The sequence below is a fragment of the Streptomyces sp. NPDC052225 genome, from assembly GCF_040679615.1.
GTDB lineage: Bacteria > Actinomycetota > Actinomycetes > Streptomycetales > Streptomycetaceae > Streptomyces.
The window spans coordinates 1-23,196 of record NZ_JBFAVD010000038.1 but is presented as its reverse complement, the minus strand read 5'-3'; the positions used below and the strand labels follow the sequence as shown (position 1 = coordinate 23,196).

22 protein-coding genes are annotated in these 23,196 nt (G+C 71.8%); 15 read left to right on the top strand and 7 right to left on the bottom strand.

The window, feature by feature from the left end; genetic code table 11:
* Positions 1-252 precede the first annotated feature (252 nt).
* Positions 253-660, top strand: a complete 408-nt coding sequence (locus tag AB0L37_RS34955) for a hypothetical protein (protein ID WP_365514943.1) — start codon at positions 253-255, stop codon at positions 658-660.
* Here the strand turns inward: AB0L37_RS34955 and AB0L37_RS34950 are convergent.
* The gene (locus AB0L37_RS34950; RefSeq protein ID WP_365514940.1) at positions 657-1,340 is read right to left on the bottom strand and encodes an NAD(P)-binding domain-containing protein; all 684 of its coding nucleotides are present in this window, start codon (positions 1,338-1,340) and stop codon (positions 657-659) included. The two genes, AB0L37_RS34955 and AB0L37_RS34950, sit on opposite strands and share 4 nt — an antisense overlap.
* Positions 1,341-1,429: 89 nt before the next feature.
* On the opposite strand from AB0L37_RS34950, the gene AB0L37_RS34945 reads away from it, so the two are divergent.
* Positions 1,430-1,780 carry a helix-turn-helix domain-containing protein gene (locus AB0L37_RS34945; protein WP_365514937.1) on the top strand — a complete coding sequence of 117 codons (351 nt, stop codon included), beginning with the start codon at positions 1,430-1,432 and terminating at the stop codon, positions 1,778-1,780.
* Positions 1,781-2,014: 234 nt separating this feature from the next.
* Positions 2,015-4,144 carry a peptidoglycan recognition protein gene (locus AB0L37_RS34940; protein ID WP_365515042.1) on the top strand — a complete coding sequence of 710 codons (2,130 nt, stop codon included), beginning with the start codon at positions 2,015-2,017 and terminating at the stop codon, positions 4,142-4,144.
* Here the strand turns inward: AB0L37_RS34940 and AB0L37_RS34935 are convergent.
* Complete coding sequence (locus AB0L37_RS34935) at positions 4,137-4,400, bottom strand: hypothetical protein (protein ID WP_365514935.1); 264 nt, start codon at positions 4,398-4,400, stop codon at positions 4,137-4,139. The genes AB0L37_RS34940 and AB0L37_RS34935 overlap by 8 nt on opposite strands.
* 244 nt (positions 4,401-4,644) lie before the next feature.
* On the opposite strand from AB0L37_RS34935, the gene AB0L37_RS34930 reads away from it, so the two are divergent.
* The 6 genes from AB0L37_RS34930 (at position 4,645) to AB0L37_RS34905 (ending at position 9,440) form a co-directional block, all read left to right on the top strand.
* A complete protein-coding gene (locus tag AB0L37_RS34930) occupies positions 4,645-5,037 on the top strand; it encodes a hypothetical protein (protein WP_365514932.1) in 393 nt (130 codons plus the stop codon).
* Positions 5,022-5,882, top strand: a complete 861-nt coding sequence (locus AB0L37_RS34925; RefSeq protein WP_365514929.1) for a hypothetical protein — start codon at positions 5,022-5,024, stop codon at positions 5,880-5,882. The genes AB0L37_RS34930 and AB0L37_RS34925 overlap by 16 nt, the downstream gene beginning before the upstream one ends.
* Before the next feature lie 107 nt (positions 5,883-5,989).
* Positions 5,990-6,610 carry an RNA polymerase sigma factor gene (locus AB0L37_RS34920; RefSeq protein WP_365514926.1) on the top strand — a complete coding sequence of 207 codons (621 nt, stop codon included), beginning with the start codon at positions 5,990-5,992 and terminating at the stop codon, positions 6,608-6,610.
* A gap of 34 nt (positions 6,611-6,644) precedes the next feature.
* Complete coding sequence (locus AB0L37_RS34915; RefSeq protein WP_365514923.1) at positions 6,645-7,304, top strand: hypothetical protein; 660 nt, start codon at positions 6,645-6,647, stop codon at positions 7,302-7,304.
* A 286-nt stretch (positions 7,305-7,590) separates the two neighbouring features.
* On the top strand, positions 7,591-8,289 hold the full coding sequence (locus tag AB0L37_RS34910) for an RNA polymerase sigma factor (RefSeq protein ID WP_365514921.1): 699 nt from the start codon (positions 7,591-7,593) through the stop codon (positions 8,287-8,289).
* Positions 8,289-9,440, top strand: a complete 1,152-nt coding sequence (locus AB0L37_RS34905) for a hypothetical protein (RefSeq protein ID WP_365514918.1) — start codon at positions 8,289-8,291, stop codon at positions 9,438-9,440. The genes AB0L37_RS34910 and AB0L37_RS34905 overlap by 1 nt, the downstream gene beginning before the upstream one ends.
* Before the next feature lie 223 nt (positions 9,441-9,663).
* On the opposite strand, the gene AB0L37_RS34900 is transcribed toward AB0L37_RS34905, so the two are convergent.
* Positions 9,664-10,518: a L,D-transpeptidase family protein gene (locus AB0L37_RS34900; RefSeq protein WP_365514915.1), complete on the bottom strand. Its 855-nt coding sequence runs from the start codon at positions 10,516-10,518 to the stop codon at positions 9,664-9,666.
* Between the two features lie 233 nt (positions 10,519-10,751).
* Between AB0L37_RS34900 and AB0L37_RS34895 the strand changes: the two genes are divergently transcribed.
* Positions 10,752-12,332 carry a methylmalonyl-CoA mutase family protein gene (locus AB0L37_RS34895; protein WP_365514912.1) on the top strand — a complete coding sequence of 527 codons (1,581 nt, stop codon included), beginning with the start codon at positions 10,752-10,754 and terminating at the stop codon, positions 12,330-12,332.
* 99 nt (positions 12,333-12,431) lie between these two features.
* Complete coding sequence (leuE, locus tag AB0L37_RS34890; protein WP_365514910.1) at positions 12,432-13,097, top strand: leucine efflux protein LeuE; 666 nt, start codon at positions 12,432-12,434, stop codon at positions 13,095-13,097.
* Between the two features lie 167 nt (positions 13,098-13,264).
* On the opposite strand, the gene AB0L37_RS34885 is transcribed toward leuE, so the two are convergent.
* A complete protein-coding gene (locus tag AB0L37_RS34885) occupies positions 13,265-14,731 on the bottom strand; it encodes an FAD-dependent monooxygenase (protein ID WP_365514907.1) in 1,467 nt (488 codons plus the stop codon).
* 72 nt (positions 14,732-14,803) lie between these two features.
* Here AB0L37_RS34885 and AB0L37_RS34880 point away from each other — a divergent pair, with 72 nt between their 5' ends.
* Positions 14,804-15,547: a TetR/AcrR family transcriptional regulator C-terminal domain-containing protein gene (locus tag AB0L37_RS34880; protein WP_365514903.1), complete on the top strand. Its 744-nt coding sequence runs from the start codon at positions 14,804-14,806 to the stop codon at positions 15,545-15,547.
* 38 nt (positions 15,548-15,585) lie between these two features.
* Here the strand turns inward: AB0L37_RS34880 and AB0L37_RS34875 are convergent, their stop codons facing one another.
* From AB0L37_RS34875 to AB0L37_RS34865, 3 genes are all read right to left on the bottom strand, one after another.
* Positions 15,586-16,698, bottom strand: a complete 1,113-nt coding sequence (locus AB0L37_RS34875; RefSeq protein ID WP_365515039.1) for an acyltransferase — start codon at positions 16,696-16,698, stop codon at positions 15,586-15,588.
* A 269-nt stretch (positions 16,699-16,967) separates the two neighbouring features.
* The gene (locus AB0L37_RS34870) at positions 16,968-18,305 is read right to left on the bottom strand and encodes a polysialyltransferase family glycosyltransferase (protein WP_365514901.1); all 1,338 of its coding nucleotides are present in this window, start codon (positions 18,303-18,305) and stop codon (positions 16,968-16,970) included.
* Positions 18,302-19,279 carry a glycosyltransferase family 2 protein gene (locus AB0L37_RS34865; RefSeq protein WP_365514898.1) on the bottom strand — a complete coding sequence of 326 codons (978 nt, stop codon included), beginning with the start codon at positions 19,277-19,279 and terminating at the stop codon, positions 18,302-18,304. Before AB0L37_RS34865 ends, AB0L37_RS34870 begins: the two co-directional genes overlap by 4 nt.
* Before the next feature lie 198 nt (positions 19,280-19,477).
* Between AB0L37_RS34865 and AB0L37_RS34860 the strand changes: the two genes are divergently transcribed.
* The 3 genes from AB0L37_RS34860 to AB0L37_RS34850 are packed head-to-tail and all read left to right on the top strand — an operon-like array spanning position 19,478 to position 23,105.
* Entirely contained in the window at positions 19,478-20,779 is a 1,302-nt protein-coding gene (locus AB0L37_RS34860) for a DUF6716 putative glycosyltransferase (protein WP_365514895.1), read from the top strand.
* A gap of 53 nt (positions 20,780-20,832) precedes the next feature.
* Positions 20,833-22,137, top strand: coding sequence for an N-acylneuraminate cytidylyltransferase (locus AB0L37_RS34855; RefSeq protein ID WP_365514893.1), 1,305 nt, complete (start codon positions 20,833-20,835; stop codon positions 22,135-22,137).
* Positions 22,138-22,151: 14 nt separating this feature from the next.
* Positions 22,152-23,105 carry an N-acetylneuraminate synthase family protein gene (locus tag AB0L37_RS34850; RefSeq protein WP_365514890.1) on the top strand — a complete coding sequence of 318 codons (954 nt, stop codon included), beginning with the start codon at positions 22,152-22,154 and terminating at the stop codon, positions 23,103-23,105.
* Positions 23,106-23,196: the final 91 nt, after the last annotated feature.

The following is a 23,196-nucleotide window of genomic DNA, read 5'->3' as shown; positions in this document are numbered from 1 at the left end:
AGATGTGCCGTACGTCACTGAAGTCTCGGGGCGTTCTGGGGTGGAGGCGCTCCTCGCGGATCAGCGCCTCCCGACAGCCCTGATCGCCGCCGCGTGAGTGGCAGTCGTAACGGGACGCGTACGGCATCGTCGTGCCCGTCGTGCACTGCGGGCAGCGCGCACCACTCCGTGCAGTGGGTGTTGTGGCGGGCCTCCGCCGCTTCGATGTGGGCGCCGAGCGTGCCGCCGACGGGCTCGCGGTGGCGGCGGCTGTTGAGTATCCAGGCCCTGGAGGCCGTGCTGCCGGGGCTGGGTGCGCGGCGGATCGAGGTTCCGCGGCGGATCGACTGGCGCGTGGTCTTCGACGGGTTGGGGGCTGAACTGCCCGACGACTACGTCACTTTGGCGGAATACTGTCCGCGGCTGGAGATCGGGCAGTTCCTCTGTGTGACGTCGCCGGCCCCAGGACGCGAAGCGATATTCGTCGAGAGGGAGAGAGCGGATCTCTCCAGTGCCGGGGACATGGCGCAGGACGACATGCTCGGCGGCTACCCCGTGTTCCCGGAACCGGGAGGGCTGCTGAGGTGGGGCAGCTCGATAGACGGGGACGAGTTCCACTGGCGTACGGCAGGGCTGCCCAATGAATGGACGGTCCTCGTGGCCGGTGCCGTGAACTTCTAGCGAAGGGCCCGACCGGTCTCCGCCGACTCCCCGGGGCCCGGGCCCGTGGCGAAAGCCAGCGGGGGCGCGATCGCCTGGGCGTCGGCGCCCTCGCCGACCCAGAGGCCGATGAAGAGCGCGGCGGTCGCCTCCAGGAGGCCGGCTCGGTCGAGGCCGCCGCCGGGCACCGGCTCGCAGCCGGTCTGTCGCACCAGTTCGTGGACGAGCGCGAGGGCCGTCTCGTCGTCTCCGCAGACCGGGACCGCGAGGGGCCGTCCGTCGAAGACGGGTGGCGTCATGCGCCACACGTCCTCGTGGCAGAGGTTGAACGCCTTGATCACGTGGGATTCCGGGGCTGCTGCTGCCAGTTGCTGTGCGGCGGAGGGCCCGTTCTGCGTCAGGAGCCGGAAGCCCGGGCCGACGGGGTTGGAGCAGTCGATCAGCGCCTTGCCGGCGAGGGCCTCCCGTAGTTCCCGCGCCAGGGCCGCCCCCACGCCGAACGGCAGGGCGGCAAGGACCACTTGACCGAACTCGGCCGCCTCGCGCAGGGCGGCAGCCTTCGCGCCGCCGCCCAGGCGCTTCGCCAGCGCCTCCGCCTTGCCCGTGTCCCGCCCTCCGACGACAACCTCGTTCCCGGCCCGCACCCAGTGGGTGGCGAGCGCGTCCGCCATGTTGCCCGTGCCCAGTACGCCGATTCTCATCACGCGATCCCTCCCAGGACGTGTCCGGACCGGAGGTGTCCGGACCGTTCGCAACGACGCTAGAGGGCCCGTCGGGCACCATTTGGTACGTGACGACCGACGCCTTCCTCGCCGACTGCCGCGCCCGCCTGGCCTTCGATCTGTTGTCCAACACCTGGAACGCCGTCGTGCTCTGGGCCCTGCGCGACGGGCCCATGCGGCCTGTCGAACTGCGGTCGCGGATCGGGGGGATCAGCTCCAAGGTCCTCACCGAGACGCTGCGGCGCCTCCAGTCCAACGGGCTGGTGGAGCGGCAGGCGCATCCGGGTGCGCCGCCGCGCGTCGAGTACCGACTCACTCCCCTGGGGCGGACGTTGCTCGCTCCGATCGACGCTGTCGGAGCGTGGGCCTTCGCGTACGGGGACGAGCTCATGGCCGCCCAGGAGCAGGAAGCCGATTGAGGGTGCGCCGGGCGCGGGCGGTGCTTGCGTGAATCACGGATTGCGGCGAGGCGAACATCCGGTTTGCCCCCGCTTGACGGTGACGATTCCGGGGTCGCGTGCGCTGATCCAAGTGGCTATCCGTGCGACGGGTGAGCTACAAGTGGCGGTGCGCCATAGCCCGTTGGGCCCGAACCCGGAGTGAGTGACGACAACGTGAGTCCTCGTGTGTCCCATGCGTACAGATCGATGAGCCTGCGGCGGAGGGCGTGGATCACCCTCGGGGCCGTGGTCCTCGGCGGGGGCGGCGTGACCGCCTACGCCGTCGCGAACCCCTCCCACGACGCCGCCGCGGCCCTCCAGGACAAGCGGCCCGTGAAGGTCTACGACCTCACGCTGCCGGTCATCACGAGCGGGCGCCGCGAGCTGCCGCGCAAGGACACCAAGGAGTTCTCGCTGCTCGGCGTCTCCTGGACCGGGGCGAGCAAGCAGCTCGACGGCACCGCGCAGGTGCGCACGCACAGCCTGGAGACGGGGGAGTGGAGCGCCTGGCACGACCTGGAGCTCGACACCGATCCGCTGGAGAAGCCGGAGCAGGGCGCGCGCGGCGCGTCCGAGCCGCTGTACGTGGGGCCCTCCGACGGAGTGCAGGTTCAGGTCGCCCACGCGGACGGGACAACTGCCGCCCTGCCCAAGGGACTTGAGGTCAACCTCGTCGACCCGGGTGTCGTGACCGACGCAGAGGCGCGGCGGCCCGCCCCCTCGGCCGAGGCGTCCGAAGGCATGGACGCCGCCGCGTTCACCGTCGACGAGACCCCCACCCCGACCCTCTCGGCCACCGCCACCGTGCCGACCGCCCCCGCCTCCACCGCCCCCGAGCCGCCCATCACCTCCCGCGCCGGATGGGGCGCCGACGAGTCCCTGGTCCAGGATCCGCCGGAGTACAACGCGGACGTCAAGGCCGTCTTCGTCCACCACACCGACGGCGCCAACGACTACTCGTGCGCCGACTCGGCGTCGATCGTGCGCGGCATCTACGCGTACCACGTACAGGTCGAGGGCTGGAACGACATCGGCTACAACTTCCTCGTCGACAAGTGCGGCACCGTCTTCGAGGGCCGCAAGGGCGGCACCGACCTGCCGGTGCTCGGCGCTCACACGTACGGCTGGAACCGGGAGTCCGCCGGGATCGCCGTCCTCGGCAACTACGTCTCCAACAGCGCGACGAACGCCGCGCTCACCTCGATCGCCCGCGTCGCCGCCTGGAAGCTCGGCCAGTACGGCGCCGACCCATCCGGCACCGTCGAGCTGAACGCGGGCGCGACCCAGACCAACTACTTCGGCAAGAGCTTCACCGCCGGCACGAAGTACACCTTCGACCGGATCTCCGCCCACCGCGACGGCTTCAACACGCAGTGCCCGGGCAGCTCCCTCTATTCCCAGCTCCCGACCGTCCGCGCCTGGGCCGCAGGTCCCGTGCAGGGCCTGAAGACGACCACCGTCGACGGCGCCGGCAAGTCCGGGACGACGTACTACACCAAGGGCGCCGTCACCGTGCACTGGTCGGCGACCACCCCGGCGTCCCTGATCTCGAAGTACGAGCTTCTCGTCGACGGCAGCGTCGCCGCCACCGCCTCCGGCAGCGCCACGTCCGCCGCCGCCACCCTCGCGCTCGGCAGCCACACCGTCGCCGTGCGGGCCGTGCACCAGTCGGGCAAGGCGACGACCACGGCCGCGCTGAACGTCGTCGCGGAGACGACCGCGCCGACCTTCTCCACCACCCCGAGGATCTCCCTGCGCACCGGCACGGTGAACGCCACCGCCGTGCCCGTCACGCTCGGCTGGAAGGCCGCCGACGACAAGGCGCTGCGCGAGGTGAAGCTCCTCGCGCCCACCACGGCCACGTTCGGCCCGACGACCACCGGCTCGAATCGCACGGCGGCCTCCGGCACGGCCACCACCTGGTCGATGCGCGCCTACGACTTCGCGGGCAACTACCGCACGTCGTCCCCCGCCTTCACCCCCGTGATCCAGCAGGAGACGTCGGCGGTCAAGTCCGGTGGCTGGACGGCCCGTTCGAGCTCCAGCTACCTCGGCGGCAGGTCCTACTCCAGCGGCTCCAAGGGCGCGAGCCTCACCTGGACCTTCACCGGGCGCTCCGCGTCCTGGGTCGTCTCGCGGGCGTCGAGCTCCGGGCAGGCGTACGTCTACGTGGACGGCGTGAAGGTCGGCACCGTCGACCTGAAGTCGTCGACGACCCTGTACCGGCAGGCGATCTGGACCAAGACCTGGTCGAGCAGCGCCACGCACAAGGTGAAGATCGTCGTGGTCGGCACCAGCGGCCGCCCGACGGTCACCACGGACGGCCTCGTCTACATCAAGTAGGCCGCGCCAACCGGCGGCGGTGCGCGTCGTACGCCCAGATCCCCACGAAGTGGGCGGCGCGGGCGACATGCACGACGACCGCCTCCGGCCGGCCCGGTTCACGCAGCACCACGGCGTACGGGTCACCGGCGGCATCCAGCGCTGACGCCGCCTCGCGGGACATGGCTCCGCGCACGGCTCCGCGGCGCGCGTCGTAGCCTGTGCCGTACGCGACCTCGATGACGGTCCGACCTCGGTTCTGCTCGTGCTCCGGCATGGATGCGGATCGTAGGCGAGAGGCCGGGGCCGGGCATCGGCCAGGTCGTGCCGACAGTCGAGAGCGGCCGATGGTTGTACGGCCGACGGCGTTTACTCGTGTGAGAAGCGACATGTGCGCAACCCGTGACGGTTGAGGTGACGCGCCCGCTGGGGGAGTGCGGGAAGAAACCGGGACCGGGCTTCCCCGTGACCGGACCAAGGGGTGCAACACCATGCGTGAGGGTGAGAAACGGGCCGCTGACATGCGAGGACACGCGGCGGGCTTCGTCGCGCGGGTCGCGTCGGCCCGGCTGCCGCTGGACTACTCCGTCGCGAGCCTCCGCGTCGTTGACTTCCTCGTCGACGGACTGCGCAAGGGCGGTGCGGAGCGGGCGCGCGTCGACGCCGTGCTGTTCGGGCTCGGCGCGTACGTGGGGGAGGTGCTCGCCCGGCGGGCCGGCGCCGAGTGGGTGGACCTGGACGAGTCGCAGCGCGCGTACTTCGGGCAGGAGGTCGGCGTACGGATGCCGGACGGGCGGGTGTGGAGCCCGCTCGGGAAGGTCGTCAACCGCTACGAGGTCGGCTCCGAGGAGTCGCTTCAGACCTTCTATCTGACGCTGCCGGGAAGGCGGAGCCGCGCATGCGCCGCCCTGTGATCACCGGCGTCCTCGTCGTCGCTCTCGCCGCCGGGGGCGCCGCCTTCCGGCCGGTCGAACCCGCGCCGGAGATACGGGCGCTTGCCGCACCGGCCGCCGAGAGCGCGCGGCCCGTCGCCGACGACGCGGCGCCGAAACCGGCCGACCAGGTGCGCGGAGAACGGCTGTTGAAGAAGGCCGGCGCGCTCCTCGCGGACGCCGAATCCGTACGGATGAAGGCGGAGGTCCGGCAGGGCGCGAAGCACGTACGTACCGACATCCGGATGGACCACGACGGCAATTGCGCCGGCACCGTCGACGACGGCGCGGGCGTGACCGCCGATGTCATCTATCTCGTAGCGGACAAGGAAGAGGGCGAGGGCGACGCGTATCTGAAGTACCCGGACTCCGCCCTCGCCGCACTCCAGGTCAAGGCCGAGGCCCGCGGGCCCGAAGTCGCCGCGCGCATGCGGGAGTTCGTGGTTCGGATCCGCGGCAAGTACGTGAAGGCCCCCGACGGTCCGAAGGGCGCGCAGGCCGTCGGCAAGCAGTGCACCCTCGGCAGGACCCTCGCCCAGGGCATGACCGGGGAGGCCGAGGGCACCCGCGCCCGGCCCGTCGTACGCCGCGACGGGACGCGGATGGTGCCGCTGCTGCCGCCGAAGGACGGCGCCGACGACGGGACCGGCACCGCGTACGTCGAGGCCGACGGCGACCCGTATCTGCGCTCCCTGAACGGGACGTCCGGCACCATGCGCATCGACATCGACTTCTCCGCGTACGACGCACCGCTGACGGTCCGTCGGCCCGATCCGTCGCAGGTCGTCGAGGTCCCGCGGGGCGACGGCTCGGTGTTCGAGGTCTGAGGCGCCCGCCGTCCGGCGCGGCCCCTGTGACGTTTCTGTGGAGGCCGGCGCTGATCACCATGGGGGCACGCCGAAGGCGAACTGAAACGCACTGAAGAGGAAAGCGGTTGGGCCAGGGAGGGGAACCTCGTCGTACGCAGGCGTACGACGAGGAGCTGGGCGCAGCCGTGGCGCGGGCCCAGGAGGGCGACGAGGCCGCCTTCGCCGTGGCGTACCGGCTCGTCCAGCCGGGGCTGCTCGGCTATCTGCGCGGGCTCGTCGGCGACGAGGCCGAGGACGTCGCCGCCGACGCATGGCTGGAGATCGCCCGTGACCTGGGGCGTTTCCGGGGCGACGGCGCCGGGTTCCGGGGCTGGACGGCGACCATCGCACGGCACCGCGCGCTCGATCTGCTGCGCCGTCAGAAAGTGCGCCCGCGCCCGGCCGTACTGGAACAGGACGTCCTCGAACTGCCCGCCGCGCACAACACCGCCGAGCAGGCCTTCGAGACCCTCTCCACCCGGCGGGCCCTCGCCCTCATCGCCGAACTCCCGCGCGACCAGGGCGAGGCCGTACTGCTGCGCGTCGTCGTCGGACTCGACGGGCCGAGCGCCGCACGCGTCCTCGGCAAGCGGCCCGGCGCCGTGCGCACGGCCGCGCACCGGGGGCTGAAGCGGCTCGCCCGGCAGCTCGACGTCGAGCGTCCCGGCGACGGTGCGGAAGAGGGCCCGGAACAGGGCCCGGTGTGACGGATAGCGGGCTGCGAACGCTGGGGGACTCGAGATGACTGACAACCCCTCGCCGCCGGTCGACCCTGCCCCCGTCGACCCGGACATCGGCGAACTGCTCGCCGCTGCCGTCCGCTCAGCAGGCACGCAGGGCCGGCCCGGGGGCTTCGGTGACGGTGAACGGCAGGCCCTCGCCGCGTTCCGTGCCGCGCGCGACACCGGCGCCCTGCGCGCGCCGACCCGGCGCCGCGACGACTGGCGGCCGCACCGGCGCCGGGCGCGCTGGTCGCTGCGGACGGCCGCGGGCACGCTGGTGGCGAGCGTCACCGTGGGCGGCGTCGCCGTCGCGGGCATCGGCAGCGGTCTCTCCTCCGTCGACGAGCCCGAGAAGCCCCGGCCGAGCCGGAGCGTGAGCCCGTCGCCCACCTCGGACCCGACGGCCCCGGCCGTGCTGCGCGGCAGCGTCGCGCCCGGCCACCCGGAGCAGGCCGGGGACGAGGAGCAGGCCGGGGACGAGGAGGCGCGGTGCGCGTCGTACGAGGACGGACGCGGCCTGAGCCGGGCGGAGCGGGCCGCTTCAGCTTGCGCGGCGGCCGGCGTGGCGAGTTCGCCCGGGGCTCAGCGGTCGCGGGCGGCGGACGGCGCGGCCGGCGCGGGCGGTGCGGCGGGCGCGCAGGGCGCGGGCAGTGCCGGCGAGGGGCACGGCCGCAACTGAGGCCCGGGCGCCGGACCGGCCCTGCGGGTCTGAGACTTGAGGCCCTGAAAAGCGGGACGGCCGAGGTCGCCACCCCCCACAGGAGAGACCCCGGCCGCCGCGCGTACGGGTCGCGAGCGGCCCGTACTCTCTTCAGCGCCGCGGGTGCGTTTTCTGTCACACCGCGCTGTGTCACCCTGTTGTTGCCCGTTGTACAAACATGGACGAGGGGCGATTCAGGCCGTAGCGTGCTGATTCGCGCCGGGGGCGCACAACGCCGACAGGGCAGGGACGGCAGGGACGGGAAGTGCTGGGGGACGACGCGGAGCTGACCGCCGCGGTGCTTGCGGCGCAGGACGGGGACGAGACCGCGTTCCGTACTGTGTACCGCGCCGTGCACCCGCGGTTGCTCGGATACGTACGCACACTCGTCGGCGAGCCCGATGCCGAGGACGTCGCGTCGGAGGCGTGGCTGCAGATCGCCCGCGACCTCGACCGGTTCGAGGGCGACGCGGACCGCTTCCGCGGCTGGGCCGCCCGGATCGCCCGCAACCGCGCCCTCGACCACATACGCATGCGGGGACGCCGGCCCGCCATAGGCGGAGACGAGACCGAACTCACCGGCAAACCCGCCCTGTCCGACACCGCCGGCGAGGCGATGGAGTCCCTCGCCACCGGCGACACCATGGCGCTCATCGCCCAGCTCCCGCAGGACCAGGCCGAGGCCGTCGTGCTGCGCGTGGTCGTCGGGCTCGACGCGAAGAGCGCCGCGCTGACCCTCGGCAAGCGGCCCGGCGCCGTGCGCACGGCCGCGCACCGCGGCCTCAAGCGGCTCGCCGAACTGCTCGGCGCGGACCCCTCCGGGACCTCGTCCGCGGGTTCCGCGACCCCCTCGAACACCTCCGGTTCGCTCGGTGCCGTACCGCACCCGAGACAGCCGGACACCCGTACGGTGACGTCCGCCGGTGTGACGCATTCGCGTGCGCGGACGCAGAAGGACATGTGATGGCCGACGAGCACTACAAGTGGCTGGACCGAGAGGCGGCGGAGCGTCTGCTGCGTGGGGAGCCCCTGAAGGCCGTCGTCGAGAACGCCGCGCACGCCGAACCCGCCTCCGCTTCAGCGCATTCCGCCGCCGCGGATTCCGCATCCGCCGGTTCCCGGTACGCCGACGAAGACCTGCGGGAGGCCGAGCGGCTCGTCGCCGCTCTCGACTCGCTCACGGCGCTGCGGGCCGGCGCCGACGGTGAACTCCCCGGCGAGGACGCCGCGTTGAAGGCATTCCGCGACGCGCGGGCGGTGTCCGCCGTCGACGGCGCGGTCGGAGGAACGGTCGACGGCGCGGCCGGCTCCGGACGGCACCGGCGTCACCGGGCGGGCGCTCCCGCCGCACCCGCCCGCGGGCCGCGCTGGGGCCGCCCCGTCCGGTTCGGGCTCGCCGCCGTCGTCGCCGCGTGCATGGTGGGCGGCGTGGCCGTCGCCGCGGGGACCGGGGTACTGCCCTCGCCGTTCGGCGGGCGGGACGAACCCGCGCCCGCCACGTCCGTGTCCGCCGCCAGCCCCGACCAGCCCCTCGCCTCGCCCTCGCCGGGCGCGACCGGCGGCGACAAGCCCGAGACCGACGGCTCCGAGCGCCCCGACGACGCCTCGGGCTCCCCGGACGCGGGCGGTGGCGGAGGCGGCGGCGACGACGCGCACGGCAGCGGGCCCTCGGCCTCCGCCGACCCCCGGGCGAGCGAGGGCGACACCGGCGCGGCGCCGCTGCGCCGCCGGCTGGTCGAGGCGTGCCTCAAGTACCGGGGCGGCAACCTCAGTTCGGACGAGCGCCGCCGCCTCCAGGACTCGGCGAACAAGGCCGGCCGGAGCACCGCCGACCTCGACCGGTTCTGCGACCGCACCCTCGGCCAGTCCGACTCCGGGTCGGAGGCGAGCCCGGACTCGAAGGGCGGCGACTCGGGCTCCGGCTCCGGCGGCAAGACCGGCGGGCAGGACGGCGACGAGGACGACGACAACGGCCGAGGCGGCGGCCGCTCCGACCAGAACGTCGGCTTCGGCCTGGTCCGCCCCGCCGCCCCCACCCCCACGCGCTCCTACAGCGCCTCCCCGGAGCTGCCGACGGCCACGCCGTCCGCCTCCCCCTCGACCTCTGCGTCGTAGGGCTCTGGCCTGCACGGATGCGGCCCTCGACGTCACCCTCGACGCCACCCCTGATTTCTGTCGCCCGACAGGTGTGACGTTTTTGGAGCCGGTGACGCAGTACTGAATGAGCCGACTGGTCATCGGCCGCGCACGAGCCGGGGTTCCCCCCGTACCTTCGGCTCCGTGCCACTGGCGTGGGTGGGATACGTTCCCCCGATCCCACCCACGCCGCTCATCCCGGTCACCAGTAGATGACGACCTTGTCGCCGTTCCGCACCTGCGCGAACAGGCTCGCGATCTTCCCCTCGTCCCGTACGTTCACACAGCCGTGCGAGGCACCCGCGTAACCGCGCGCGGCGAAGTCCGACGAGTAGTGCACCGCCTGGCCGCCGCTGAAGAACATCGCGTACGGCATGGGCGTGTGGTAGATCGTCGAGACGTGGTGGCGGGACTTGAAGTACACCTGGAAGACGCCTTCGCGGGTCGGCGTGTACTGCGACCCGAACCGCACGTCCACCGTCATCAGCCGCTTGCCGTCCACCATCCACGTCAGCGTCCGGCTGTCCTTGCTGATGCACAGGACGCGGCCCGTCATACAGCGCGGATCCGGCTTCGCGGCGGGCTGCCCGCCGGACGCGTACAGCTCCCACCTGGTCGGCTCGTGCGTCATCTTCAGCAGCCGCTGCCAGGTGACGGTGTCGGTCCTCCCGGTGCCCGGCAGCCCGCGCTTGCCCTGAAATCCCTTGACCGCCTTGGTGGTCGAGTCGCCGTACGTCCCCGTCGGCCCGTCGAACAGCCACGCCACCTGCCGCAGCCGCGCCTGCAACTCACGCACCTGCTCGCCCTTGTCACCGGGGGCGAGCAGGACCTTCGGCGGCGTGGACGGTTCGGACGGCCCGGACGGCTTGGCGTCGTCGGCAGCCGATGCCGAGGGATGGGCCGAGGGCGTCGAAGGCGTCGAGGGGGATGAGGACGACGGCGGCGCTGAGGCCGGGGACGGACTGCTCCCGCCCTCCACCGCCTGCGCCGTGCACCCGCCGGCGAGGACGAGCGCCCCGACGACGGCAACCGATCTCCGTATGACAGATGTCCGCATGAGCTCCCCCGCCCGCCGCGCCGCTCTCTCCTGTCACCACAGATGCTGCCCGCGCCGAGATGGTTGCGAACTCCGGTGTGACCGGCCCGGAAACCACGGGAAGTCTGTGAGCAAGGTCCCAGCGTGGGCCTCTCCACTGGCCGCACGCCCGCCGCTACAGTCCGTCGCGAGGGTCGGCAATTACTGACAGGTAATCGGCAAGCAATCGGCAAGTCATCGCTGGAGGCACAACCATGGCGCGCGAATCCGAGTCCGGACTGCCCATCGAGCCGGTCTACGGCCCGTCGGCTCTGGAGGGCTGGGACCCGGATCAGAAGCTGGGCGAGCCGGGCGGGTATCCGTTCACCCGCGGCGTCTACCCCTCCATGTACACGGGGCGCCCGTGGACGATGCGCCAGTACGCCGGCTTCGGTACGGCCACCGAGTCCAACGCCCGCTACAAGCAGCTCATCGCCAACGGCACGATGGGCCTGTCCGTCGCCTTCGACCTGCCGACCCAGATGGGCCACGACTCCGACGCCCCGATCGCCTCCGGCGAGGTCGGCAAGGTCGGTGTCGCCATCGACTCGGTCGAGGACATGCGGGTCCTGTTCGGCGGGATCCCGCTGGACAAGGTCTCCACGTCGATGACGATCAACGCCCCGGCCGCCCTCCTGCTCCTGATGTACCAACTGGTCGGCGAGGAGCAGGGCGTCGCCGCCGACAAGCTGACGGGCACGATCCAGAACGACGTGCTCAAGGAGTACATCGCCCGCGGCACCTACATCTTCCCGCCCAAGCCCTCCCTCCGGCTGATCGCGGACATCTTCAAGTACTGCAAGGCCGAGATCCCGAAGTGGAACACGATCTCGATCTCCGGCTACCACATGGCCGAGGCCGGGGCCTCTCCCGCGCAGGAGATCGCCTTCACCCTCGCCGACGGCATCGAGTACGTCCGCACCGCGGTCGCCGCCGGCATGGACGTCGACGACTTCGCCCCCCGCCTGTCCTTCTTCTTCGTCGCGCGCACCACCATCCTCGAAGAGGTCGCCAAGTTCCGTGCCGCGCGCCGGATCTGGGCGCGGGTGATGAAGGAGGAGTTCGGCGCGAAGAACCCCAAGTCGCTGATGCTCCGCTTCCACACCCAGACCGCCGGTGTCCAGCTCACCGCCCAGCAGCCCGAGGTGAACCTGGTCCGCGTCGCGATCCAGGGCCTCGGCGCCGTCCTCGGCGGCACCCAGTCGCTGCACACCAACTCCTTCGACGAGGCCATCGCCCTGCCGACGGACAAGTCCGCCCGCCTCGCGCTGCGCACCCAGCAGGTCCTCGCCTACGAGACCGACGTCACCGCCACCGTCGACCCCTTCGCCGGGTCCTACGTCGTCGAGAAGATGACCGACGACGTGGAGGCCGCCGCCCTCGAACTCATGGGCAAGGTCGAGGACCTGGGCGGCGCGGTCAACGCGATCGAGCACGGCTTCCAGAAGTCCGAGATCGAGCGCTCCGCCTACCGCATCGCGCAGGAGACCGACTCCGGCGAGCGCGTCGTGGTCGGCGTCAACCGCTACCAGCTCGACACCGAGGAGCCCTACGAGCCGCTCCGCGTCGACCCCGCCATCGAGGCCCAGCAGGCCGAACGCCTCGCCAAGCTCCGTGCCGAGCGCGACCAGGAGGCCGTCGACACCGCACTCGCCGCCCTGAAGAAGGCCGCCGAGGGCGAGGACAACGTCCTCTACCCCATGAAGGACGCCCTGCGCGCCCGCGCCACCGTCGGCGAGGTCTGCAACGCGCTGCGCGAGGTGTGGGGCACGTACGTCCCGTCCGACGCGTTCTGACCCGCGTCGGCGCCCTCATCGCCCTCGTCGTCCGGAGGTCCGGTTTCCGATATCCGGACCTCTGGACGACGCTCCGGGGGCCCGTGCGACACTCCCGACATGCTGGGTGTCATCGATCTTCCGACCTATCTCGCGGGTCTCGTCCTCATCGTTCTCCTCCCGGGGCCGAACTCGCTGTACGTCATATCCGTCGCCGCCCGCCGCGGCGTACGCACCGGCTACAAGGCCGCCGCGGGTGTGTGGTGCGGGGACACCGTCCTGATGACCCTGTCCGCCGCCGGTGTCGCCTCCCTCCTCCAGGCCAACGCCGTCCTCTTCGGGATCGTGAAGTACGCCGGCGCCGGCTATCTGACCTGGCTCGCGATCGGGATGCTGCGCGCCGCGTGGTCGATGTGGCGCACCCGGCGCGAGCGCCTCGCCGCCGAGGCCGCGCCGGACACGGCCACCGCGGCCGTCGAGGCCCAGGAGCGGCCCTTCCGCCGGGCCTTCGTGATCAGCCTCCTCAACCCCAAGGCGATCCTGTTCTTCATCGCCTTCTTCGTGCAGTTCGTCGACCCGACGTACGCGTATCCCGCCGTCTCCTTCGTGGTCCTCGGCTTCTTCGCACAGCTCGCCAGCGTGCTGTACCTGTCGGCCCTGATCTTCAGCGGCACGAAGCTGGCGGCCGCCTTCCGGCGCCGCAAGCGGCTGTCGGCCGGCGCGACCTCGGCGGCCGGTGTCCTGTTCCTCGGCTTCGCCGTGAAACTGACGCTGGCCAGCGCGTAGGGGGATCGGCGGGGAACTGCCCGGGCACCGGGTGGAGATCCTCAACGGGACGTCCTGGCTCATCGTGGCGTCCACGACGCGGGAGCCACGCCCCTCATGTCTTCCGGCCGGTCATGGAAGTGACGTCCTCGAACGGGGCCAACGACCTCGTGACCAAGCCCGCCCTCTCAGACGACCCCGATCTCCTTCACGTACGCCTCCACCCCCTCCGCGCTCTCCCCGGCCCACGCCACGTATCCGTCCGGCCGGACCAGGAAGACTCCCGTGCCGTAGGCCTCGTACGCCGGGATGTGGGCCGTGCGTATCAAGGTGTCGTCGAAGCGCGGGAGTTCGGTGTGCGTGTCCACCGCGAGCAGCGTCCAGTGCGGGCCCTGGAAGAGGTCGAAGAGGCGGTGGCCGCCGCGGTGGCCGTCCGGGGCGCGGTCGCCCGCGTGCAGGGCGTCGTCGGGCAGGGCCGTGCGGGTCTCTCGGGTGAGGGCTCCGTCGCGGTAGCCGATGCCGAGCTGCTTGACCTCCTCACCGCGCCGCGTGTTCCGGCCGGCCGCGCCCTCGCGGTGGATGCGGGTGCTGATGCCGAGGATGCCCGCCGCGACCGGCATCCGCTCCTCCTCGTACGTGTCCAGGAGCGAGGCCGGAGCGCCGGACAGGACCGCCGCCAGCTTCCAGCTCAGGTTGTACGCGTCCTGCACGCTCGTGTTCAGCCCCTGGCCGCCCGCGGGGGAGTGGACGTGCGCCGCGTCGCCCGCGAGGAAGACCCGGCCCTCGCGGAAGCGGTCCGCCATCGCCGCCCGCGCCCGGAAGTCGGAGGCCCACAGCACCTGTGCGATGTGCTCCTCCTCCAGCACGGTGCGGGTCGCCAGGAGCTCGGCGACCGCCGCCGGTGACGTGTCAGGCACCGCCGTCTCGTCCGCGTACTGCGCGGCCAGCTGGTAGACGCGCCCCTCCTCGGAGACCAGCGGCAGTGGGCAGAACGCCACCCCGCCGTCCGCCGCCTTCGGCCACACGTGCCAGTGCGTGTCCGGGATCGGCGCGTCCGGCGTCACCCGCACGTCCGCCACCAGCATCGGCTTGGGGTCGACGGTCTCGCCGGTCATGCCGATGCCGAGCGCCCGCCGCACCGTGGAGCGCCCGCCGTCCGCCGCCACCGCGTACCGCGCCCGCACCTGCGAGCCGTCCTCGAACGTCGCCGTCACCCCGTCCGCGTCCTGCTCCAGGCCGGCCAGGGCGGCGCCGAAGCGGATCTCGCCGCCCAGCTCCCGCAGCCGCGCGTACAGCACCTCCTGCGTACGGGCCTGCGGTATCAACCACCCCTCCGAGTAAGGGACTTGCTCGCTCGGCTCGGAGCGCTCCATCATGTCCCACTCCTCGCCCGGCTCGTCGCCCTCCCAGACCCGCATCTTCGGGTACCGGGAGCCGGCCGCGTGGATCGCGTCCAGCACCCCGAGGTCGTCCAGGACCTCCTGCGTGCGCGGCTGGAGCCCCTTGCCGCGCGAGCCCGGGAACAGGGCCTCGGTCCGCTCGACCAGCAGCGCAGGCACCCCGCGCCGCGCCAGGTCGATCGCCGCCACCAGGCCCGTCGGGCCCGCGCCGACCACCAGTACGTCCGTCGTCGTCATCGCAGCATGTGCCGCCATGGTCACCCTCTCCTTAACGTCGTTAAGTTCTCCTGGATCGAGCATGGCCTTAACGGCGTTAAACTGTCAAGCGTGGCTGACCAGAAGAACCCGAAAGACGTGACGAAGCGGAGCGCGCCGAAACAGAGCGTGACGAAGCAGGGCGTGACGAAACAGAGCGCGCCGAAGCCGAAGCTCGACAAGACGCACGTCGCCGACACCGCCCTCGACCTGCTGAACGACGTAGGCCTCGAAGGTCTGACGCTGCGCGCCATCGCCAAGGAGCTGAACGTGCAGGCGCCCGCCCTGTACTGGCACTTCAAGAACAAGCAGGCGCTGCTCGACGAGATGGCGACCGTGATGTTCCGGCGGATGACGGAGGTGGGCGGCGAGGTCCGCTACGAGCCCGAGTCCTCCGTCGGCTGGCAGGAGTGGCTGGTGCGGGGCAACCGCCACCTGCGCGCCGCGCTCCTGAGCTACCGCGACGGCGCGAAGGTCTTCAGCGGATCACGGTTCACCGGCACCGATCACGGCCCCGAGCTGGAGGCGAACCTGCGCCTGCTCGTCGACGCCGGATTCACCCCGGAGCAGGCGGCCTGGGCGAGCTCGACGGCGTACATGTACACGCTGGGCTTCGTCACGGAGGAGCAGAGCATGCGGCAGCCCGCCGGCGACGGGAGCCAGCCCGTCGACGTGGCGGAACGGGCGGAGCGGCTGGCCGACTACCCGCTCGCCGCCGCCGCGGGCGACCAGCTCTTCGCGGCGTACGACGAGCGGTTCGAGGAGGGGCTCGCGCTGATCGTGGCGGGGATCGGGGCGCGGTACGGGGTCGGCTGAGCGCTCGCGAGGTGCGACCCGGGCCGGCGGCGCCAGGGCTACTTCAGCGCGGGGACCGGCCGGTCGAGGCCCCTGCGCAGCAGCGGGGTCAGGCGCTTCTCCACGTAACGGTTCAGCGCCCAGGCGAGCAGCAGCATGAGGCCGAGCGTCGCGGTGAACGTGACCGACGACGGGAGGCCCATGCGCCGGTGGAGGAAGCCGATCGCCACCCACCCCAGGTGCTCGTGCACCAGGTAGAAGGGGTAGGTGAGCGCGCCCGCCGTGGTCAGCCAGCGCCAGTTCACCCGGTGCAGCAGACCGCACGCGATGGCCGCGACCGCCACGAAGCCGAGCGTCACGACGAGGACGATCCCGAACGACGAACGGTACGAGAAAAAGGCAGGGTTCGGGGCGTGCCACATCCCGGCCACCGCGTAGTGCTGGCCGAGCGCCCAGCCGACCGCGACGGTGCCCCAGGCCAGTACGTCGCGGCGGTTGCGGTGGACGAGGTAGAGGCCGATGCCGCCGATGAAGAACGGCGCGTACTCCGGCATCAGGACGAGGTCGAGGAACGGCTCGCCGGACGCGTCGGCGATGACGGCCGCCATCGTCCACACCGCGCAGAACAGCACCACGCGGCGCCGGTTCGCCCCCGGCAGGACGACGCAGAGCGCGAACAGCGCGTAGAAGCGCAGCTCCGCCCAGAGCGTCCAGCACACCCCGAGGACCCGGTCCGCGCCGACGGGCTGCTGAAGCATCGTGAGGTTCACGAGCGCGTCGCTCGGCGACACCGCGTGGTAGGCGACCGCCGGCAGCGCGAAGACCGCTGTCACGAGGACGACGGCCGCCCAGTACGCGGGCATGAGGCGTGCGACGCGGGACGCGAAGAAGGAGCGCAGCGGCCGCCCCCAGCCGCTCATGCAGATCACGAAGCCGCTGATCACGAAGAAGATCTGCACGCCGAGCGGCCCGTAGGCGAACCATTCGTGCAGCGTCGGGAACTGGGTCTTCGGCGAGCTGCCCCAGGCCTTGGTGACGTCTCCGTCGCGGCCGCCGTAGTGGTACGCGGCCACCATCAGGGCGGCGATCAGCCGCAGCCCGTCCAGGGCCCTCAGCCGCGACGGCCCGCGCCCGGGCCCAGGCGCGGGTCCGGTCGGCGACGGGACCGCCATGTCCTGGGGGAGTGCGGCGCGGAGAACCGGATCGGGGTTCCCGCGCACGCCCTCGGCAATGTTGCTCACGGGTACCCCTCGACGTACGGACCACAGGATTCGAAAAGCACGTTAAGGCGAACGCACAGCCCGTTGAGTGCCACCGCACGAGCTTTCGCCGGGCCGCCGTTACGCGTTCACCTGTGCGTCGCTTTCGACGCCGTCCGGCGCGCTGCGCGCGCGTACCGCGGCATGTTGTCGGGCGGGAACGTGCCGTGCGGGCACGCCTGTTACCGGCGCACGGCCCGTTGCAACGTACGCGCCCTGCGGGCGATGCTGCGCACCGTCGCGTTGCGCGGGATGAAGGACAACTGCGGGGGGAGTGCGCCGGGGAGGGCCAAGGAGGTCAGGCGTCGTCGCTTGAAGTAGCGCCACGTACGGTCGTCCAGGTGGGCGGCGAGGTAGCGCTCGGCCTCGGGGCGCAGCTGCGGGTAGATCTTCGCCTGCATCGCGAAGCCGACGGTGCGCAGGAGCTGCGTCAACTCGACGACGGACAAGCCCTGTTCCTGCGACGCGACGCCCGCCGCGTCGGTCAGTTCGGGCAGCAGCGCGTCGACGATCGTGACCGGCACACGGTTGCTGTTCTGGTAAGGGGTGAGCCGGTCGAGGAGTATGTCGGTTCCGACGCGGGCCACCGGGATCCCGTACAGCGCGGACGCGGTCAGGAGAGCCGTGGAGAAGCAGCCGACGACCAGGGCGGGGTGCATCCGCTGGTAGAGGACCTCGGCGAGGACCGGGGTGTCCAGGACCGTCAGGTCCACGCCGAGCCGCTCCGCCTCACGCTCAAGGGCACGGGACCAGCGGGCCGGCGCGGTCGGGTGCGGCTTGAACACGACGGTGTGGTGGCCGAGTTCGACGGCGCCGCGCATCATCCGTACGTGCAGATCCTCTTCCTCCTCGGCGGTGAGGATGCCGAGCGCGGAGAGGTACTGGCCCAGAAGCAGGGCCGGTTCGCCGTCGACCTGCGGCGGGTCGGCCGCGTCGCCACCGACGTCGGCGAGGACCTTGACGAAGAGGTCCGTCGGTACGATCTCGGGCTCGACGCCGAACTCCGTGAGCAGCAGCGGCGTGAGGCCGGGCACCAGGTCCAGGTGGAGCAGGCGCCGGATCCGCGTGCCGACCAGCGGGTCGATCTTGTTGCGGGTCGGGCCGTAGCTCATCAGGCCGTCCGCGTACACGTCGACGGGTGCGCCCGTGAAGATCTGCGCGACGGCCATCGCCGGATTGACCTGGATGGACTCGACGGCCAGCTCGACGTCGTCGTCACCGAGATCCCACAGCAGCCTCAAGTAGCGCTCCCACAAGGGGACATCGTCCGCTCGCGGCGCCCAGCCGCCGGGGTGGAACGGGGCGATCGCCGCGTTCCACGACAGGACGTCGTCGAAGCGTCCGCGCAGCCGCTCGAAGCCGGGCATCTCGTCGACGGCGGGCGCTGTCTCGGGCGTCGCAGCGTTGTTGGCGACGAGCAGGATGGTGCGGTCCGCGGGGGCGAACTGCTCGGCGTCGAGGGCCGCCGCGAGCGTCGCCGTCCCGTACAGCGTGGAGGCGAGCAGAATGCGGGTGGTCACGCGGCGGCCTCCGCACTCACCGGGCGGCGGCGCAGCCGGCGCAGCCGGGTGGCCCGCCCCAGGTCCATCGAGTCGAGAGCCTCGTCGAGGACCTGCTGCGGCATGCGCTTGAGCGCAGCCGAGCTGAGGTACTTCAATTTGCGCGCCACGGGTGGTTCGAACCTTTCAATGGATCCCAAGTGGTGGGAAATGATGGCGCAGTACGTGCGCACCGCTTTCGGCAGGAGCAGATCCGCGTCCCGGTCCTGTGCTGTTTCCCGTACGACTTGGTCGAATGCGCGAATGAAATCGAGCTGGCGCACGTCGCCGATCTGAGTGAGCGACGAGGCCACTCCGCGCCGGTAGAAGACCCCGAGGAGCCCCACCGTCGCGAAGGACGACGCCTCGCGGTGCAGCCGCCAGATCCACGGCCGGTCCTCCGCCGTGCGCAGCCCGTCGGTGAAGTGCAGCAGGCCCGCGTCGGCCAGGCGCCGGTGGTAGATGCCGGCCCACGCGTACGCGTAGTCGACGGACGTCGAGCGGTCCGCGGGCAGGATCGCGTCGCGCGGGTTCATGACGACGCCGCGCAGCCCGTGCGGCACGCGGTGCGGCGAGCGGGCGCGCCCCGTGCACTGCACGTGGTCGGTGCGGACGAAGTCGCAGTTCAGGTCCTCGATGGCGGCCAGGAGCTGCGGGTAGTAGCCGGGGGCGAGCCAGTCGTCCCCGTCCAGGAAGGTCAGGTATTCGCCGCGTGCCCTGTCCAGGCCGGTGTTGCGCGCGGTCGCGAGTCCTCCGTTCCGCTCGTGTCTGACCACGACCGCGCCGGGCAGCTCGCGCTCGGCGCGCGCGAGAATGTCCGGGGTCTCGTCCTTGGAGCAGTCGTCGACGAGAATGAATTCGAAGTCCTCCCGCGCGTTGGCGCGAAGACTTCGCAGAGTGTCGGGCGCGTATTGCTGCACGTTGTAGAACGGCACGATGACGGAGAGCTTGACCACGTCCGTGACGTTAGGCGGCGGCCCGGCATTCGTCTTGGCCGGGAACTTGATCTCAGGTGAACGACGTGTGGCGGGACCGTGAACCGCCCCTTCCGGCATGCCTTTCCGAGGCCGATTCGCCATTCGGCGGTGTGCTGTTAACCGTTTGTTGCGCTCCGGTTGGGCCGCGGCTCGAAATGCCTTCCTAACTTCGTCGACGTGCCAGCAAGGAACGAAAAGCAGCAACGCGTCGCCGTCCTCGCGGACTCCGACACCCGGTGGAAATGGGGGTCGCTCACCGCGGCCCGGCTCCTTCCCGACGGTGCGGTCCTCGACGGCTACCTGCTGCGCGGCCGCGCCACCCCGACCCCGCGCCAGCTCCAGGAGGTCGGCGTCCGCGCGGACAGCCTCCGCGAGGTCACCGCCGTCGAGTTCCTGCGCGTCCTGAGGTCCGAGACGTACGACGTGGTCGTCCTCGCCCTCGTGGGCGGCGCCGTCCAGGCCGTCCTGCACGGACTCGCCCACACCTGGGGCGAGGCGAAGGACCGCCCCGTGGTCGTCACCGGCTATGTCGGCGTCGTCTACGAGAAGCTCGCCGACGGGCTGCTCCTTCGCCACGGCGCGGACGTCGTCCTCGCCAACTCGGCCTACGACGCGGAGCGTTTCCGTGCCGTGTACGAGGGCGTGGGCGCCGACGCCTCGGCGGTCACGGAGTGCGCGCTGCCGTTCCTCGGCGGCGCTCCCTACGAGGCCGCGCACGACCCGTACACCGTCACCTTCGCGGCGCAGCCGTCCGTGCCGGAGACGCCGGCCGACCGGATGTACCTCCTCAACCGCCTTGTCCGGCACGCCGAGTCGCACCCCGGGCGCGAGGTGCTGCTCAAGCTGCGCAGCAAGCCCGGCGAGCACACGACGCACATCGAGGAGACCCCGTACCAGAAGCTCGCGCAGCGGCTCGACGCCCCGGGCAACTTCCGTCTCGTCTACGGGAACATGGGCGAGGTCCTCGACCGTACGGACCTGCTCGTCACGGTCAGCTCCACGGCCGCGCTCGAAGCGCTGCACCGGCGCATCCCCACCGCGCTGCTCACCGACCTCGGGGTCCGCGAAGCCCTCGGCAACCACCACTTCACCGGGTCCAACTGCCTTCGGTCCTGGGACCAGTTGGACGCGGGCGAGGTGCCCGAGCCCGACCCGGCGTGGGTGGCACGGCAGGGCGTCGCCGCCGACGGGTCGTACGCGCACGCCTTCGACGGGGCCCGCGCCAAGGTCGCGGAGCTGCTGGAGGACGAGCGCGCGCCCCTCGCCCCGTACTACAGCCGCACCACCGCCCCCGGCTACCTGCCGCGCGTCCTCGCCCGCCACCACCTCGCGCCCGACGGCTCCCCGCTGCCCGGCGCGCCCGCCGCCGACAAGGACCCGGGCGCCGTACGGCAGATCGTCCGCCGCGCCGCGCGCGGCGCCTACCGGCACGGCGTGCAGCGCGTCGCCCCCGTGATCCGGCGGATGGGGGAGCTGTGAGCCCTGCCCTCACGAGCCCCGCACACCCTGAACTGCCCGAAGGAGAACCGCACATGACCGACCCGGAAGCGGGACAGGCGACCCCGGTCCGCCGCGTCCTCGCCGTGATCCCCGCCCGCGGCGGCTCCAAGGGAGTGCCGGCCAAGAACCTCGCCCCGGTCGGCGGCGTGCCCCTCGTGGCCCGCGCGGTGCGCGAGTGCCTCGCCACCCGGTACGTCACCGACGTCGTGGTCTCCACGGACGACGCGGCGATCGCCGCGGTGGCCCGTGAGGCCGGCGCCGAGGTCGTCGTCAGGCCTGCCGCCATCGCCGGCGACAAGTCCTCCTCGGAGGCCGCCGTGCTGCACGCCATGGACGCCCACGAGGCGCTCCAGGGCGCCGCCGTGGACGTGGTCCTGCTCGTGCAGTGCACCAGCCCGTTCCTGGTCCGCGACGACATCGACGGGGTGGTCGCCGCCGTCGTCGAGAACGGCGCGGACAGCGCCCTGACCGTCGCGCCCTTCCACGGGTTCATCTGGCGCGACACGGCCGACGAGCCGAAGCCCGTGACGGCCGAGCGCACCGCGGCCGAGGGCGGCGGCGTCGCCGTCCTGACCGAGCGGGAGACCGGTGGCGGCGGCTACGGCGTCAACCACGACAAGTCGTTCCGCCAGATGCGCCAGGACCGCCCCCAGGACCTCCTGGAGACCGGCGCCGTCTACGCGATGGAGGCCACTGGCTTCCGCCGCCACGAGCACCGCTTCTTCGGCCGCACCGAACCCGTGCGCACCGACCCCGCGCGGGTCCTGGAGATCGACGACCCGCACGACCTGGCCCGCGCCCGCGCGCTGGCCCCCCTCTTCGACGCGTCGCTCGCGGGGGCCTTCCCCACCCGCGAGGACATCGACGCGGTCGTCCTCGACTTCGACGGCACCCAGACCGACGACAAGGTGCTGATCGACTCCGAAGGACGGGAGTTCGTCACCGTGCACCGCGGTGACGGCCTCGGCGTCGCGGCCCTCCGCAAGAGCGGCCTGTCGATGCTGATCCTGTCCACGGAGGTGAACCCGGTCGTCGCCGCCCGGGCCAGGAAGCTCAAGATCCCGGTCCTGCACGGCATCGACCGCAAGGACCTCGCACTGAAGCAGTGGTGCGAGGAGCAGGGCATCGCGCCTGAGCGCGTGCTCTACGCCGGCAACGACGTCAACGACCTCCCGTGCATGGCCCTCGTCGGCTGGCCCGTGGCGGTCGCCAGCGCCCACGACATCGTGCGCGGCGCCGCACGCGCCGTCACCACCGTCCCCGGTGGCGAAGGCGCGATCCGAGAGATCGCCAGCTGGATCCTCGGCCCCTCTCTCGACACCCTCGAAACCACGTAAGGAACGCATCTCTCATGTCTGCTGTCCCCACCCTCAACTCCCGTCTGCGCACGTTCGGTTCCGAGCGCGTCGCCGGTCCTGGCCGGCCCGTGTACATCACCGGCGAGATCGGCATCAACCACAACGGTGACCTGGAGAACGCGTTCAAGCTGATCGACGTCGCCGCCGAGGCCGGCTGCGACGCCGTCAAGTTCCAGAAGCGCACCCCCGAGATCTGCACCCCCCGCGACCAGTGGGACATCGAGCGGGACACTCCCTGGGGCCGGATGACGTACATCGACTACCGCCACCGCGTCGAGTTCGGCGAGGACGAGTACCGCCAGATCGACGCGCACTGCAAGAAGCGCGGCATCGACTGGTTCGCCTCCCCGTGGGACACCGAGGCCGTCGCCTTCCTGGAGAAGTTCGACGTCCCGGCCCACAAGGTCGCCTCCGCGTCGCTGACCGACGACGAGCTGCTGCGCGCCCTGCGTGCGACCGGCCGCACGATCATCCTCTCCACCGGCATGTCGACGCCGAAGCAGATCCGCCACGCGGTCGAGGTCCTCGGCTCGGACAACATCCTGATGTGCCACGCGACGTCGACGTACCCGTCGGTCGCCGAGGAGCTCAACCTCCGCGTCATCAACACCCTCCAGGCCGAGTACCCGAACGTCCCGATCGGCTACTCCGGCCACGAGACCGGCCTCCAGACGACCCTCGCCGCGGTGGCCCTCGGCGCCGTGTTCGTCGAGCGCCACATCACCCTCGACCGCGCCATGTGGGGCTCGGACCAGGCCGCCTCCGTCGAGCCGCAGGGCCTGACCCGCCTCGTCCGCGACATCCGCACCATCGAGGCGTCCCTCGGTGACGGCGTCAAGAAGGTGTACGAGTCCGAGCTCGGCCCGATGAAGAAGCTGCGCCGCGTCGCGGGCGTCGTCGCCGAGTCGGAGATCGCCGTCGCCGCCGGTGAGCCGGTCGGCGTCTGATCCACAACTCGCGGGCGGTCCGGGGCACTTGGGTGCCCCCGGCCGCCCCGCCCGCCCCCCCGACGGCGGCCGGCATTCGGGCAAGTCGATT

Bases quoted from the DNA above. Each gene is read 5' to 3' on its own strand.
- AB0L37_RS34950 (WP_365514940.1), bottom strand. From the start codon at position 1,340: ATGAGAATCGGCGTACTGGGCACGGGCAACATGGCGGACGCGCTCGCC.
- AB0L37_RS34935 (WP_365514935.1), bottom strand. From the start codon at position 4,400: ATGCCGGAGCACGAGCAGAACCGAGGTCGGACCGTCATCGAGGTCGCG.
- AB0L37_RS34930 (WP_365514932.1), top strand. From the start codon at position 4,645: ATGCGAGGACACGCGGCGGGCTTCGTCGCGCGGGTCGCGTCGGCCCGG.
- AB0L37_RS34925 (WP_365514929.1), top strand. From the start codon at position 5,022: ATGCGCCGCCCTGTGATCACCGGCGTCCTCGTCGTCGCTCTCGCCGCC.
- AB0L37_RS34915 (WP_365514923.1), top strand. From the start codon at position 6,645: ATGACTGACAACCCCTCGCCGCCGGTCGACCCTGCCCCCGTCGACCCG.
- AB0L37_RS34905 (WP_365514918.1), top strand. From the start codon at position 8,289: ATGGCCGACGAGCACTACAAGTGGCTGGACCGAGAGGCGGCGGAGCGT.
- AB0L37_RS34900 (WP_365514915.1), bottom strand. From the start codon at position 10,518: ATGCGGACATCTGTCATACGGAGATCGGTTGCCGTCGTCGGGGCGCTC.
- AB0L37_RS34895 (WP_365514912.1), top strand. From the start codon at position 10,752: ATGGCGCGCGAATCCGAGTCCGGACTGCCCATCGAGCCGGTCTACGGC.
- leuE (WP_365514910.1), top strand. From the start codon at position 12,432: ATGCTGGGTGTCATCGATCTTCCGACCTATCTCGCGGGTCTCGTCCTC.
- AB0L37_RS34885 (WP_365514907.1), bottom strand. From the start codon at position 14,731: ATGGCGGCACATGCTGCGATGACGACGACGGACGTACTGGTGGTCGGC.
- AB0L37_RS34875 (WP_365515039.1), bottom strand. From the start codon at position 16,698: ATGGCGGTCCCGTCGCCGACCGGACCCGCGCCTGGGCCCGGGCGCGGG.
- AB0L37_RS34855 (WP_365514893.1), top strand. From the start codon at position 20,833: ATGACCGACCCGGAAGCGGGACAGGCGACCCCGGTCCGCCGCGTCCTC.
- AB0L37_RS34850 (WP_365514890.1), top strand. From the start codon at position 22,152: ATGTCTGCTGTCCCCACCCTCAACTCCCGTCTGCGCACGTTCGGTTCC.